Here is a 13675-nt window from a genome sequence, read left to right on the forward strand (position 1 = left end):
CTTCTCCAGACACGATCCGATCCTCTCCTAACTTTTTCACAAATCAGTAGTTCAAGAACGTACGCACTGTCTTCAAATCAGCCGCCATCGCGTCTGGCGGCAGCGGCGCGTGGCACTCCAGCGTGATCCAGCCGGTATAGGCAATCTCGGCGAGACCCGCGAACAAGCCGTGGTGATCTGCCTCGCCCTCTCCAAGCAGACAAGGCACGAAACGCTCGTCGCCGCGGCGCGTCCGCGCCGTAAACTCGCCTGGCTGCGGCGGCAGCTGCGGATCCAGGCGTCGCTCATCCTTGACATGGACATGGAACAAGCGGGATCGCAGCTTGCGGACGGAGTCCGCGCCGTAGTCCGCGCCCGAGATATACATGTTGCCGGCGTCGTGGATCCAGCCGATATTGTCCCACTCCAGCAGATCGAGCAATCGCTGCGCATCATCGGCCGACTCGACCAGCGTCTCGTTGTGGAGCTCCACCAGCACATTCACGCCGCATGGCTGCGCGGCTTCGGCGCAGCGGTCCAGCCAGCGGGCTGCCCGCTCATAGTGACCCGGCTCCGCCAGAAAGGCGTTGGGCCCGCCCGGTTGGACCCGGATCGCCCCTGCACCGAGTTCCCCGGCGATCTCCAGCAGCTCGAGGAAGTCCCCGTAAGCCTGCTCACAGGCCTCGTCCGCCGCCGTCGAGAACCCACCGGCATAGCCTGCCAGGACTGGAATCGCCAAGCCATGGCCATCGGCGATCGCCTTCACTTCCCTCACCTGATCCGCCGTCGACGCTGGCGCGAGATGGCTGCCGCGTGCGGCGATCTCGATGCCCTGGAAGCCCAGTCGACTGACGGCGGAGGCCGCCTCCCGGAAATTGGACGCGCTGTAGGCGCCGCTAAAGGCTGCGATGTTCATCCTCTGCTCCCCTCTTCCTTCGCAAGTACGGCTCGCAGTCCGTCCAGGGTCATCTGCGTCCCCATTCGCTTCGTGCCGCCCTCCGGGATATAATGTGTCTCCAACGTGTAGAGACCTTCGTAACCATCGTCTTGCAGCGCCAGCAGCTGCTCCAGCAACAGGACACGGCCCGATCCCAGCGGCACGCATTGCGGCGACCCGTCAGGACGGATAAGCGCATCCTTCAGATGCACATGTCCGACCGACTGCCGGATCCGGGCATAGCCGGCCGGGAACGCCTCCCGGCCGCCATACGCTTCATTGCCCGGATCCCACAACGCTTGCAGCGCTGCCGAACCAACAGCTTCGACCAGCTCAGCCACTTCGTCCGCGTACCCGCCGTTGCAGGACGGTTCATTCTCCAGCAGCAGCGTTACCTGCCGCTCCTTCGCCAGCACCGCCGCACGCTGCAGATGGCTGACGATTACCTCGCTGTAGGCGGACGGATCGCTCTCCCGCCAGAAAGAGAATATCCGGATCCGCGAGGTGCCGAGCAGCCCGGCTATGTCCAGCGCCCGCTCCAGCTTGCGGTAATGCGCCTCCACATCCTCTTCCTGTTGGCCGAAGGTGTCTCCTGAAGCGACCTGCCGCTCCGTGTCCAATGCACACTTGAACACCGGGGAGGCAATCGCAGAGACAAACAGACCCCGCCGCTCCACCTTCCTGCGTGCTTCACGCAGCTGCTCGTCGGTCAGATCCATGACATGTACACCGTCTACTACTCTCAGCTCCACATGCTTCAGGCCGCTGTCTACTGCCCAGTCCAGCGCTTCCTCCAGATCATCGGACACTTCGTCCGTCAATACGCCCAGCGCATCCCATCTCATCAGTCAGTCTCCTCTCTGTACGTGGTGAGTGCTGCTAGTCGATCGTCTGTTCTTCTCCCATCTCTGCCGAACGATAGACGGCCTCCAATACGCCGATGACGCCGCGCGCATAGGCAGGAGGGCAATCCGTCTCCCGGCCCTCCCGGATCGCCGCCGCCAGCTCGGCATACTGTCTCTCGAACGGCGTCGCCGTCTGCGGCACCGCCAGCGGCTCGTAGGGGCCGCCGCGGCTGATCCACAGACCCCGGCCGGTCGCCAGCTTCAGCATCCCGCCGGCGAAGATCAGCTCCGTCTCGTCGCGGACTTCGCCCGGATAGCCGGATTGGACGATGGTGGCGGCGACGCCGGATTGCAGCCGCATGAAGATCATCCCGCTGCCTTCGACGTTGCCTCTGTCCGCATGATGCGAGGTCATCGCGCTAACCCGGCATATGGCACTGTCTGTCAGCCACTGGATCTTGTCGATCGAGTGCGTCCCCAGATTGGCCAGGATGCCGCCCCCTGAGCGTGCCTTGTCCAGGAACCACGCCGGACGAGACGCCCGGAAGTACGGGAGATGACGGTTATCCTGGATCATAATGAGCGTACCGAGCTCGCCGCTGCGGACCCACTTCCTGGCCTCGATATTCTCTGCTATGTAATGCTGGGTATGACCGACGAGCACCCGGATCCCTGCCTGCTCCGCCGCTGTGATGATTGCATCGCACTCAGCGGTCGAGAGCGCCATCGGCTTCTCCAGCATCAGGTGAGCGCCATACGCGATCGCTGCCAGCGAGGCTTCCTTGTGCAGGAAATGCGGCAGCGCAATGACCGCGATGTCAGGACGCTCTTCGCGCAGCATGTCGCGGTAGTCGGTATAGCTCAGAATCCCGAAACGCTCCGCCAGCTCGCCGGCTTTGGCCTGGTCGATATCCGCCACCGCGCATGCCATGACGCCTGACGTGGCTGCGATGGCTTCCAGATGCGCTCCGGCGATGATGCCGGCCCCAAGCAAAGCTACGCGCAGTTCGCGTCTTTCTTCCATCTCACTTGCCCCTTTCATTTTCGCACTTCTATAAGACCACCGGACGACCTGTGATTCGGCTTTCGTTGGCCGCTTCCAGGAAGCGGACGATCTCGACCGTCTCATCGATCGGCACGCTACAGACGCCCGTCCGGAACATCGTCAGCATCTCCTCCAGCAAGCTGGCCAGATACGGTTTGGGGTGGCTGTCCACATCGATGAAGCTCGTGCCTGCCTCGGTATGCAGCAGCGCGCCAAACCGGTCGTTGCCGCTCCGGTTGCCGCGCAGCGTGCCGATCCTGCCGCTCCCCCACACGCCCGCGATCACCTCATGGTCGCCCTGGGTCACCGCGGTCACCTCGCTACACCCTCGTCCCATCGCACGGTAGAGCATATCCGCAGTATGGACGCCGTACCAGAACAGGCCGGGCTGGGCATCCTCCAGCGGCAGCGGGCCGAAGCAGTCCACACCGGTGACAGGCGAGCCGCCGGCTAGCGCCAGTCCTTCCGTCAGAGCTGCGGAACTGCGGACGGCCGAGCAGCTCATGACCGGCACGCCGTACTCCTCCGCCAGACTTGCGATGGTCCGGGCGTCCGCGCTGGCAACCGCCAGCGGCTTGTCGATAAATACCGGTTTGCGGTAAGACACGATCCGTCTGAACTCCTCCAGATGCATCCGCCCGTCTGCGGACTCCAGGATGATCGCATCGCACTGCTCTGCCACCGCTTCCGGAGATTCCAGGATGCTCACACCATATTCGTCGCGCAGCTGCGCGGTGAACCTGTCGACCCGGGTGATGCTAAGCTCAAAGCTCGGCGACCCGCCGGGGTATCCGGCTGCGATGATGCCGCCCGGCACATGGTACGGGTGGCTCTCCTCGTGCAGCAGACGGGTGAATGCCGGCGCCCGGGTGGTGTCCAGTCCGATCATGCCGATTCGTAAGTTGGATTGCATATAATCTCCTTCCTGTGCAAGCTTGCCTAGTATGGTAGCAGATCCGGTACGGGAGAGATATATGCAATGTTTTGGATTGTTGACCATTTTTCAGGCTAACGGCAGATCTTCGTATATACCATATTGAGGGTCAATATTCATAAACCTATTTATGCAGCCTAGAACTGCCGACAACGGACACCATAGCGTCTATTTGGAACAAAACCTTACCCGGAGCAGGCCCTACGGACACACGATCTGTTATGTGCTGGTTTTGTGCTCATTTGGTCCTGTTTTCAGACCGATAACGTATCCTCTGTCCGTAAGTCGAGCCAAACACACGTCCTGCTCGAATTAGCGCCTACTGTGTCCTCTCGTCGGTTCATTACCACTCACCTCCCTATTCACGGAATCCTTCGACCTGCTTATCCACAATAGAAGATACACAGCATAAAAAGGCTCACCGCACCCCAAAAAAACGAGTGTGATGAGCCTTTCTCCCCGAACTGCCGATCCGTATCATCATACCGCAGCCGATCACACGATGGAAACCAGATCGACCGCCAGTTGACGTACAGGCGGCTGTGATGCGCGTTCAAGCCCGTAGAGGAAGGACGGCCGGGCCTGACCGTCCAGCTGCTTGTCGACAGCGCCGAGACTATGCAGCTCGTCCAGCCGCTTCGAGAGCATGCGCGGTGTCACTTGCTCCAGGGCATGGGCGATCTGGTTGAAGCGCTCATGCCGGTAATGGAGCGCCAGCAGCACAGGCATGCTCCAGGCCTTGGCTGACAGCCGGCCGTAACCAAGGGCTTGCTCGGCCGCCTGCTGTGCCTGGGCCGCATCACGCAGCAGCAGGCCGTGCTCGGTGAGCACATACTCGGGCAGGGCGGGATGGCGGCGTTCGTGCGGACTCAGATGCGTCACCAGACCAGCCTCTGTCATCCGCTTGAGATTATCGCTGAGTCTTGCAGGAGCGATCTGCAGCTCATGCTGCAGCGGTGTAAACCGCCCCCGGACGCGGTCCATCGCGAGCAGAATGGGCACTGTCCACTGTCCGGACAGCGCCTGGGCGAGCCGGATTACCTGTTGTTCTGTACTCAGAGCGGCGTCAGTTCCTCAGAGAGCATCAGACTGTGCCCGTCCGGGTCGATGAAGGTCGCCAGCTTGACCATATCCGGGATCGTCTCCGTCTCGCCGAGGAAGGTCACGCCCTTCTGCTCCAGCGTCTGGCGCGCAGCATCGATATCATACACCTCGAACACCGTCGAGGAAGTCGAAGGCACCACTTCCTGCGCTTCCGAGAATCCGATGATACAGCCTTCGGTCGTTGTATTCATCATGGCCATGCCGCCCTCCGCATCGTGGAAGACCACTTCGAAGCCAAGCTTATCCTTATAGAATTCAAGACTTCCCTGCAAGCTTTTGACACTATACCATACGGTAACACCAGGTTTGAACATACAGCACCTCCATCATTTAATACCGATAGTATACTTGATATACTTTCGGTAGTAAAGTGGTTTTTCCCTTTATTTCCTGTAGTCTGGTCTACCCCCTTCTTCCATACCGCTTGCTATCTTCCCGCCGCCCAACCAGCTGCTTGCACGATCCAAACCTGATATGCCTGATGATCAAAGGATGGAGCGTGGTGGCCCGGCATCAGGTAAGCTACTCTCCCCAGCCCATAAGTACGTGTCCAGGCTGCCGGCCAGTCCTCGCCCTCATGCTCGTAAGTCAGCAGGATATCCAGCTCAGACAGCGGATCCAGCTCGAACCGGTAAGGCTCCTCCTCCATCGTAAAGGGCTCAAGCCCCTTGGCGATCGGATGCTCAGGTGCTGCGACGCTGAAAGGCAGCGAAGCAAACGGCGGATGGCCGATGAATCGGGCCCCGATCAGCTGGCACAGCTCCGGGCTGGCCTGCAGCGAGATCCCGTTGTGAATGACGAGCAGCCCGCCGCCGCCCGCTACAAACCGCAGCAGGCCTGCCGTCTCCTCGGGTGCCGGCGCCTGATCCCAACTATCGGTATAAGAGATGCACAGCTCGTACGCCGACAGACTGTCCTCACGCAGCAGGTGGCGGCCTGCGGAGGCAGTGACTGCAAATGCGCCGCCCAGCAGCGCCAGTATCCGGTCCTGGACCGCTTCCAACGGATGATACGGCGCGGTTTCCTGATCACCGATCAGCAGCGTGCGGATAGGGTGCGGATGCGGCTCTACCATGGCAGCACCCTCCCTTCGCAGTCCAGCAGCGCCAGAGGCTCGCCGTCTGCGGGAGCTGCCAGACGCTGTTCCATCAGCAGCTGGATGCGAGCGGCTGATTGGTCTGGCGTCAGCTTTCCGGTCGTGTCCAGCTTGCCCTGCATGTAGCTCTGCACATGGCCGGGATGGATGACCAGCACCTTGCCTCCCTGCGGCCGGATCTGGTTGTAGATAAGCTGCGATTGCATGTTGAGCGCTGCCTTGGACATGCAATAGGCATACCAGCTTGTCCGCTTGCAATCACCGATGCTGCCTGCCTCGGAGGAGATGTTGACGAGCAGCTTGCTGTCGCTCTGCAGCAGCAGACCGATCAGTGCCTGCGTCACGCGAAGCGCGCCCAGCGTGTTCACCCGGAACACTTGCTCCATCTCGGCGAAGTCCAGTTCATCCTCGATGGTCGCCGTAATGTTGCCCAAGACGGCGCCGTTATTGACCAGGATATCCAGTCGGTCCGTGACTGCCCTCACCCTCTCCACAGCCGTCGCGACGCTCCCGGCATCGCTTATATCGAGCCGTAGTCGGATCAGCCTCGCTCCCGATTGCGACTCCAGTCTCCCCAGCTCCCCTTCTTCATCAGCGAACTGCCCGGCTAACACATGGCAGCCGCCAGCCAACAACCTCTTGACCAGAGCCAGCCCCAATCCCCTGTCCGCCCCTGTAACCAATGCCCATGGTGTCATAAGCTTCCTCTCCTTCATGTACAGATTAATGTACCTGGATACGCTTATTGTAAAGGAGTCGAGCGTAAAGCGGTATGACAGGTACTGGCAGCGGGAGGGTCTTGTCAATCGGGCGATTCCGCCGTAAGCTGGTAACATCGTGACTACAGGTCATAAGGAAGGGGGAGATGAACGGTGTCGGATATCCATAACGGGGAGAGCGTCTACGCCTCGCTGGCGTCCCTAAGCTTCAAACTAAGAGCCGTCGAACGGATCGGTGACCGGACCGGAAGGTGGTCGCTGGGCAATCAGTTCCTCGAATCCCACTTGCTGATCTGTGTCGTCAGCGGCGAGGGGACGCTCAGTCTGGACGGCCAGCTGATCGAGCTGTGCGCAGGCTGCGCATACGCCGGCAGTCCCGGACAACTCGCCGAGGCGATGATTCGCGGGATGGATGAGCAAGGGAGCTATGTCCTACGATTTGACGTCTACGTACAGGAGGAGCGTGATACGGAGCGCATCCGCATGATCAGACCGGATGCGCGGCTGCCTCTTCAAGAACTTACAGCCTCCTCGCCACTGGCATTGGCCCTGGCCTGCGAGGCGATCGTCCGCCCATGGCAGGAGAACCGTCCGCTGCAGCGATTCGGCGCCGAAGTCCGCTTCCAGGAGCTGCTGTATATGCTGCTGGACGATGCAAGCGGCGCAGTACAAGGCGACACTACCGCTCTGGCCAACGCCAGGGACTATATTGAACGCCATTTTCGGCAGAAGATGACGATCACGGAGCTGGCCCAGGCAGCGAGGATGAGCGAGCGGCACTTTATGCGGCAGTTCAAAAAAAGATACGGCTGCAGTGCCATGGACTATCTCGCCTCCTACCGCATCCGGCAGGCCCAGATTCTCATGAACGCCGTGTCCCCTTATCCGCTCAAGGACATCGCCAGCCATGTCGGCTACCCCGACGAGGTTTATTTCCGGCGCAAATTCAAACAGATCTCGGGAATAACGCCTGCCGCTTTTATGCGCAGCAGCCGGCAGCGGATCGCGGCTTACCATCCTCAGATAATCGGCATCCTGCTGGCGCTGCAGATTATTCCCTGTGCCGCGCCCGCCAGCCATCCCTGGACCGGCTATTATCGACGGAAGTACGAGACCGAGCGTGTGCTTCCTTTAAGCGATGACACGGGAGAAAGAGTCGATCAGCTCGCAGCCGGCAGCTGTGATATCATCCTTGCCATCGACAGCCTCCTGCACCCGCAAGAGCGGCTGGCGCTAGTGGAAGCGGCTGCTGCTGTATACGAGGTCCCGTGGAGCGGTCAAGACTGGCGCGGGCATCTTCGCGAAGTCGCCCGGTTCCTCGGGATTCCCGGGATGGCCGAGGCCTGGCTTACCCGCTATAGCCGGAAGGTTGAGTCGCTCAGAGCGCAGATTGCTTCCGCGATCCGTGACGAACGTCTGCTTGTTATGCGGGTGCAAGCGCAGGGCCTTTCCGTTCCGGGAAGCGGAACCATCGCAGATGTCTTTTACGAGGATCTGGGATTCGCCAAACCCGGCAGCCAGGTATCCGATTGGCCTGGAGAGTTCCTTAGTCTCCCGATGCTGGATACCTTGCAGGCCGACCGCCTGCTCGTGATCGTGGACGAGGACCGGCAGGCGATGGAGCAGTGGCAAGCACTTCAGAACAGCGGGCAGTGGCAGGCATTGGACGCTGTGCGCAATGGACGCATCGACCGCCTCAGCGCCAGTCCGCTATCCGAATACACGGCCTTCACGCATGACCTGATCCTCGATGAAGTCCGCAAGCGATGGCATGATCGTGCATAGAACAAAGTCCTGATCGTGACTGTTACGCGCCGATTATTTTCCTTTATACTACATCTAAATGAAAATGATTATTAATCTTAATTAAAACATTTTTCATTAAAAATGACCTAGTAGGGGGGAGATCGGATCATGATCAGACAACACAGATGGACAGGCATACTCATCCTGTTGCTGCTTGCCATACTTACGGCTTGCGGTAATGCAGGTAAGGATACGGACAGCGGCAATGCCACTGCGTCGGGGGCAACCACACCTGAGACAGCCCAAGAAAGCTCCGCTGCCGAACAATCGCAGCCGGAGCAGCAGAGCCCACAGCACCGGATCGTCGAGAGCGCGATCGGCGCGATCGAGATTCCGGCACATCCGGAGCGTGTGGTCGGGCTGTCCGTCGTCTATCCCGAATTACTCTATGCGCTCGGAGTCGTACCGGTGGCGGTGCAGAACTATCATGACGAATTCCCCGCTTATCTGGAAGAGCCCTTTCAAGATACGCTCAAAACAGGCATTGCCAAGACGCCTAATTTTGAAGCCATCCTCTCTGCCGAGCCCGACCTGATCCTGGCTCCCCAATGGTGGGCAGAGAAGGATTACGACCAGTTGTCCAAGATCGCTCCTACCGTGCTGCTGCCAGAGCGTGATGACTGGCGGGACGAGCTGCGCGACATCGCAGCTGTCCTCGGCAGGGAAGCGGCCGCAGAGCAAGTCATCGCTGAACTGCAGGCCAAAGAGAAGGCAGCTGCACAGCAGCTCGACACGCTGGTCGGCGACGAGACCGTCCTGTACATGCGGGTGATGGCCAAGGAACTCGTCATCCACGGCGAGAACATAGCCCGCGGCAGCCTGGTGCACAAGCAGCTCGGCTTGAAGCCGGTCGAGGCGTTTCCCCAGCAGGAAGCGGCGCTCTCCATCTCGCTGGAGGTGCTGCCGGACTACGATGCGGATCATCTGATCATCCAGTTGGACGACGAGTCCAGCCAAGAAGTGAAAACCGCGTATGACGAGCTCACTTCCAGCTCGCTGTGGCAGGGGCTGAAAGCAGTGCAACAAGGTCAGGTCTACTTGGTCGGCGGCAAAGAATGGTTCAACGTCGGGATGTCGCCGCTGGCGGACAGCTATGCGATCGACGTCATCCTGGACGCCTTTGGACAATAAGGGGGCTCCTGAAATGAAAGAGGAAGCTATCGTGGATCTGACCATCATCGGCGGCGGTCCGGCCGGCATGTATGCCGCCTTCTATGCCGGGATGCGCGATATGTCGGTCAAGCTGATCGAGGGCAAAGGGGAGCTGGGCGGCTTCTTGCACACCTATGCGGAGAAAATGATCTGGGATGTCGGCGGCATCCCGCCTATCCGCTGCGAGAAGCTGATCGGCTGGCTCGCCCAGCAAGCTGTCACGTTCGACCCGGACGTTGTCCTGGGCCAGCAGGTGGTGGGACTGGAACGCCGGGAGCCGGATGGGCTCATCGTCTTGCGCACCCACACGGGGGAGCGGCACTACTCGCGCACCGTACTTGTCGCCGTAGGACGAGGCGTAGCGGAGCCCATGCGTCTGGATATCGAAGGGGCCGAGCGCTATGAAGTGACGAATCTCCACTATACTGTCGGCCAGCTGGACCGCTTCCGCGGTAAGCGGGTGCTCATCTCCGGCGGCGGCAACAGCGCTGTCGACTGGGCCATCGAGCTGGCAGAGCTGGCCAGCCAAGTAACGGTGGTGCACCGCAGCGAGACATTCCGCGCCATGGAGCGAAATGTGGCGGCGATGCGACAGGTTGCCGACGTACGGACCCCCTGTCGCATCGTCAAGCTGCTTGGCAGCGGGGACCGTCTGCATGCCGTCACCCTGGCCCATCCGGACGGCGGCGGGCAAGAGATGCTCGAAGTCGATGAGGTCATCATCAGCCACGGGTATACCAGCAGCGCCGGCCCGTTATCCGAATGGGGACTCAAGATCGAGGATGGACTGCTCAGCGTCAACGCACAGACCGAATCGGCGATTCCGGGTGTGTACGCCGCCGGGGATTGCGCTGCCCATCCCGGCAAAGTCCGCCTGATCGCAGGCGCATTCAACGATGCCATCCTGGCTGTCAATAGCGCCAAGCGCTACCTGGCGCCGGATGCGCCCGGGATGGCCTATGTCTCCTCGCACAACGAGGTGTTCCGGGAGCGCAATAAACAGCTGCCGGGTACTTGACGCGAGCTAGCCGCGATCCTCTCTGCTGTACATGCGCTGGTCGCTCAATCGTACGAGCACCTTGCCGAAGCGGCCGCCCTGGCGGATCGTCACTCATACCCTAGGCAACTCCTGTTCCGCACCTGTCGCCGCCGACCTGTAGATATGCTCGATCGCCGCTACCACACTCCGCCCGTACTCGCCGGAGCTGTAGCTCTCTTGCCGCTCGCGTATGGACATCAATAGATCGATATATTGCAGCTCATACGGGTCCGCCGCCGCAGCCATCTCCACGGGCTCGTATGCCCCGCTGCGACTGATCCACAAGCCGCTGCCGGTGACCAGCTTCAGCATCCCGCCTGTAAATACCAGCTCGGTCTCATTGCGCGAGGCCCCCGCGTACCCGGATTGGCTGATCGTAGCCGGGATGCCGTTGTCCAGCTCCAGGTAGATCACGCCGCTTCCCTCGACGTCGCCGCGAGCGCCGTGGCGGCTAAGCGACGCCTTCACGCTGCGGACGCGGCTGTCCGTGATCCACTGGATCTTGTCCACGGCATGCGCGCCGAGATTGGTCAGAATCCCGCCCCCGGACAGCTTCTTCTGGAAGAACCACTCCGGCCTGTTGTCGCTATAGTACTGGACGTGACGAACGTCGTTGATCATCACCAGCTGTCCCAGCTCACCGCTGCGCAGGATTTCCTTGGCCCTCTGATTCTCGGCAAAATAGTGCTGCGTATGCCCGATCAGCAGACGCACATTGTACTCACGCACTGCCGCCAGGATGTCGTCGCATTGCTGCACATCGAGCGCCATCGGCTTCTCCAGCAACAGATGGCAACCACGGGCGGCGGCGTAAAGTGCAGCTTCCCTATGGAGAAAATGAGGCAACGCAATGATCGCGACATCCGGACATTCTTTATCGAACATCTCGCGATAATCGGTATATGCCCGGATATCATAACGTTCACCAAACGCGTGTGCTTTGTCTTTGTCGATATCGACCACCGCGCACGCCGCGAAGCCGTCCACTGCGCGAATAGCTTCAAAATGACTGTCGGCAATCTTGCCGGCGCCAAGTACAGCCGTTTTCAACGGGGATGTCCGCATAACCTTCTCCTTTCAACTAACTGGAATGACTCAGACTTCCGCTCGCCTTCACCCTTTGACGGACCCGATCATCGCACCTTTCACAAAATACTTCTGCAAGAACGGATACAGCAGCAGGATCGGCAGCGTGGACACGAGTATGGTGGCATACTTCAAGGATTCCTCCACGATCACCTCGTCGCCTCCGACGCCGCCGCCGTCGAATTCTCCAGCCAGCACGATGTTTCGCAGGATGACCTGCAGCGGGAACATGCTCTCGGTTCGCAAGTACAGCAATGCCATATAGAAGTTGTTCCATAGCGCTACCGCATAGAACAGACCGATGGTCGCCAGCGCCGGCTTGGATAAGGGGAGCACAATTTTGGTGAAAATGCCGATTTCATTCAGTCCATCGATCTTCCCCGACTCCTCCAACTCCTTGGGGATATTGGCGAAGAAGGTTCGCATAATAATCAAGTTCCAGACGCTGACCGCCCCCGGAAGCACCATCGCCCAGATCGTATCGATGAGGCCGAGCTCTTGCACGACTAGAAAAGTCGGGATCATGCCGCCGTTGAACAGCATAGTGAAGATGACCATGAGCGTCAAGGGCTTATGCATCACCATGCCACGTTTGCCAAGCGCGTAAGCGCCCATTGCCGTAGTCACCAGAGCAATCACCGTCCCCAGCGAGACATAGATGAAGGTGTTCAGGTAGGCCGTGAAGATACGCGAGTCTTCAAGCACCAGACGATAGGACTTGAGCGTCCAGCCCTTCGGCCAGATCGTGACGTCTCCCCGCATGACGTGATAATCGGAGCTGAGCGACACAGCCAGCATATAGATGAACGGGTAAAGCATAGTGATCGATATCAAGAGCAAGATAAGCCCGATGATCCATTGGTAAATATCAAATGTTGCTTTCAAGCCGTGCACCTCCTACCAGAGACTCGTGTCGCCGATTTTTCGGCTCAGTGTGTTCGCACCGACGATAAAGATCAGGCTGATGATGCCCGAGAAAACGTCGATTGCTGTGCCGTAGCTGTAATTGCCGTTCAGCAGTCCCGTTCGATAGACGTAAGTGCCGATGATGTCTGATGTTTCATAAATGGCCGGGTTGGATAGCAAATACACTTTCTCGAACCCGATTTCCAGCACTTTTCCAATGTTCAGGATCAGCAAGATGACGATCGCCGGCACGATCCCTGGGAACGTCACATGGAGCAGTTGCTTCCATCTCCCCGCTCCATCCATCTTGGCGGCTTCGTACAATTGCGGATCGATCGCTGTCAGGGCGGCGAGATAGATGATCGCTTCCCAGCCCACATGCTGCCAGATCTCCGAGAGCACGTACAGACCGCGAAACATCTCCGACTTGATCATGAAATTCACAGGCTCGATGCCGAACCAGCCGATGATCTGATTGATCAGGCCGCCGCGCGGCGACAGGAACATCACCATCATGCTGACGACGACGACATTGGAGATGAAATGGGGCAGATAGGTGATGGATTGCGTGAATCGTTTCAGAATGCCCAGCCGGACCTCATTGAGCAGCAAGGCAAGGATGATTGGCGCAGGAAACCCGAACACCAGCTTATAGAGACCCAGCAGCAGCGTATTGCGCATTACCGGAATAAAGTCTCTGCTTTGGAGGAACATGGCGTAATATTTGAACCCGACCCAATCGCTGGCCATCAATCCTTTGAAGATGTTGTACTGCTTGAACGAGACCACGATGCCGAGCATCGGCAAATATTTGAACAGCAAGAAATACAGCACGCATGGAAGAATCAGCAATAGCAAATAGCGATCTCTGTAGCATTTTTGAAGCCATGTTTTTTTGTGTTGCACCTGAACATGATCGGCAAGAGGCGCAGTCTCCATGCTATTCACAAGTAAGCCCTCCTCCTTCTAAGATGATGCAGGAGGCTCCGCCGCCGCAAAGCCCGGAGTGGAACCTCCTGTCGGATGC

14 protein-coding genes are annotated in these 13675 nt (G+C 59.3%); 3 read left to right on the plus strand and 11 right to left on the minus strand.

Translation table 11 applies throughout. The features are described 5' to 3' along the window. Window positions 1–43: 43 nt before the first annotated feature. The 8 genes from ABC336_RS06930 to ABC336_RS06965 all read right to left on the minus strand — a co-directional run bounded on the left by ABC336_RS06930 (window position 44) and on the right by ABC336_RS06965 (window position 6638). Entirely contained in the window at window positions 44–895 is an 852-nt protein-coding gene (locus ABC336_RS06930) for a sugar phosphate isomerase/epimerase family protein (protein ID WP_413237984.1), read from the minus strand. Beyond that, window positions 892–1761: a sugar phosphate isomerase/epimerase family protein gene (locus ABC336_RS06935; protein WP_413237985.1), complete on the minus strand. Its 870-nt coding sequence runs from the start codon at window positions 1759–1761 to the stop codon at window positions 892–894. The genes ABC336_RS06930 and ABC336_RS06935 overlap by 4 nt, the downstream gene beginning before the upstream one ends. 34 nt (window positions 1762–1795) lie before the next feature. Then, on the minus strand, window positions 1796–2785 hold the full coding sequence (locus ABC336_RS06940) for a Gfo/Idh/MocA family protein (protein WP_413237986.1): 990 nt from the start codon (window positions 2783–2785) through the stop codon (window positions 1796–1798). A 28-nt stretch (window positions 2786–2813) separates the two neighbouring features. After that, complete coding sequence (locus ABC336_RS06945) at window positions 2814–3719, minus strand: Gfo/Idh/MocA family oxidoreductase (RefSeq protein WP_413237987.1); 906 nt, start codon at window positions 3717–3719, stop codon at window positions 2814–2816. Between the two features lie 516 nt (window positions 3720–4235). Further along, window positions 4236–4799, minus strand: a complete 564-nt coding sequence (locus ABC336_RS06950) for a winged helix-turn-helix transcriptional regulator (RefSeq protein WP_413242455.1) — start codon at window positions 4797–4799, stop codon at window positions 4236–4238. Next, on the minus strand, window positions 4796–5158 hold the full coding sequence (locus ABC336_RS06955; protein ID WP_413237988.1) for a VOC family protein: 363 nt from the start codon (window positions 5156–5158) through the stop codon (window positions 4796–4798). Before ABC336_RS06955 ends, ABC336_RS06950 begins: the two co-directional genes overlap by 4 nt. A 113-nt stretch (window positions 5159–5271) precedes the next feature. Next, window positions 5272–5919: a ThuA domain-containing protein gene (locus ABC336_RS06960; protein ID WP_413237989.1), complete on the minus strand. Its 648-nt coding sequence runs from the start codon at window positions 5917–5919 to the stop codon at window positions 5272–5274. Beyond that, window positions 5913–6638 (minus strand): SDR family NAD(P)-dependent oxidoreductase, encoded by a 726-nt coding sequence (locus tag ABC336_RS06965; RefSeq protein ID WP_413237990.1) that lies wholly within the window; start codon window positions 6636–6638, stop codon window positions 5913–5915. The genes ABC336_RS06960 and ABC336_RS06965 overlap by 7 nt, the downstream gene beginning before the upstream one ends. 174 nt (window positions 6639–6812) lie before the next feature. On the opposite strand from ABC336_RS06965, the gene ABC336_RS06970 reads away from it, so the two are divergent. The 3 genes from ABC336_RS06970 to ABC336_RS06980 all read left to right on the plus strand — a co-directional run bounded on the left by ABC336_RS06970 (window position 6813) and on the right by ABC336_RS06980 (window position 10635). Further along, the gene (locus ABC336_RS06970; RefSeq protein WP_413237991.1) at window positions 6813–8444 is read left to right on the plus strand and encodes an AraC family transcriptional regulator; all 1632 of its coding nucleotides are present in this window, start codon (window positions 6813–6815) and stop codon (window positions 8442–8444) included. A gap of 129 nt (window positions 8445–8573) precedes the next feature. Beyond that, window positions 8574–9596, plus strand: coding sequence for an ABC transporter substrate-binding protein (locus ABC336_RS06975; protein ID WP_413237992.1), 1023 nt, complete (start codon window positions 8574–8576; stop codon window positions 9594–9596). 13 nt (window positions 9597–9609) lie between these two features. Continuing rightward, window positions 9610–10635, plus strand: coding sequence for an NAD(P)/FAD-dependent oxidoreductase (locus ABC336_RS06980; protein WP_413237993.1), 1026 nt, complete (start codon window positions 9610–9612; stop codon window positions 10633–10635). 93 nt (window positions 10636–10728) lie between these two features. On the opposite strand, the gene ABC336_RS06985 is transcribed toward ABC336_RS06980, so the two are convergent. The 3 genes from ABC336_RS06985 to ABC336_RS06995 are packed head-to-tail and all read right to left on the minus strand — an operon-like array spanning window position 10729 to window position 13587. Then, on the minus strand, window positions 10729–11721 hold the full coding sequence (locus ABC336_RS06985; RefSeq protein ID WP_413237994.1) for a Gfo/Idh/MocA family protein: 993 nt from the start codon (window positions 11719–11721) through the stop codon (window positions 10729–10731). Window positions 11722–11769: 48 nt separating this feature from the next. Continuing rightward, on the minus strand, window positions 11770–12627 hold the full coding sequence (locus ABC336_RS06990; RefSeq protein ID WP_413237995.1) for a carbohydrate ABC transporter permease: 858 nt from the start codon (window positions 12625–12627) through the stop codon (window positions 11770–11772). 12 nt (window positions 12628–12639) lie between these two features. Beyond that, a complete protein-coding gene (locus tag ABC336_RS06995; RefSeq protein ID WP_413242456.1) occupies window positions 12640–13587 on the minus strand; it encodes an ABC transporter permease in 948 nt (315 codons plus the stop codon). Between the last annotated feature and the right edge of the window lie 88 nt (window positions 13588–13675).

It is taken from the genome of Paenibacillus jepli, from assembly GCF_047238105.1.
Taxonomy (GTDB): Bacteria; Bacillota; Bacilli; order Paenibacillales; family Paenibacillaceae; genus Paenibacillus_D.

What these genes read in the sequence shown, in the direction of transcription:
- ABC336_RS06930 (WP_413237984.1), bottom strand. Translation starts at nt 895, where the DNA reads ATGAACATCGCAGCCTTTAGCGGCGCCTACAGCGCGTCCAATTTCCGG.
- ABC336_RS06935 (WP_413237985.1), bottom strand. Translation starts at nt 1,761, where the DNA reads ATGAGATGGGATGCGCTGGGCGTATTGACGGACGAAGTGTCCGATGAT.
- ABC336_RS06940 (WP_413237986.1), bottom strand. Translation starts at nt 2,785, where the DNA reads ATGGAAGAAAGACGCGAACTGCGCGTAGCTTTGCTTGGGGCCGGCATC.
- ABC336_RS06945 (WP_413237987.1), bottom strand. Translation starts at nt 3,719, where the DNA reads ATGCAATCCAACTTACGAATCGGCATGATCGGACTGGACACCACCCGG.
- ABC336_RS06955 (WP_413237988.1), bottom strand. Translation starts at nt 5,158, where the DNA reads ATGTTCAAACCTGGTGTTACCGTATGGTATAGTGTCAAAAGCTTGCAG.
- ABC336_RS06960 (WP_413237989.1), bottom strand. Translation starts at nt 5,919, where the DNA reads ATGGTAGAGCCGCATCCGCACCCTATCCGCACGCTGCTGATCGGTGAT.
- ABC336_RS06965 (WP_413237990.1), bottom strand. Translation starts at nt 6,638, where the DNA reads ATGACACCATGGGCATTGGTTACAGGGGCGGACAGGGGATTGGGGCTG.
- ABC336_RS06975 (WP_413237992.1), top strand. Translation starts at nt 8,574, where the DNA reads ATGATCAGACAACACAGATGGACAGGCATACTCATCCTGTTGCTGCTT.
- ABC336_RS06980 (WP_413237993.1), top strand. Translation starts at nt 9,610, where the DNA reads ATGAAAGAGGAAGCTATCGTGGATCTGACCATCATCGGCGGCGGTCCG.
- ABC336_RS06985 (WP_413237994.1), bottom strand. Translation starts at nt 11,721, where the DNA reads ATGCGGACATCCCCGTTGAAAACGGCTGTACTTGGCGCCGGCAAGATT.
- ABC336_RS06995 (WP_413242456.1), bottom strand. Translation starts at nt 13,587, where the DNA reads ATGGAGACTGCGCCTCTTGCCGATCATGTTCAGGTGCAACACAAAAAA.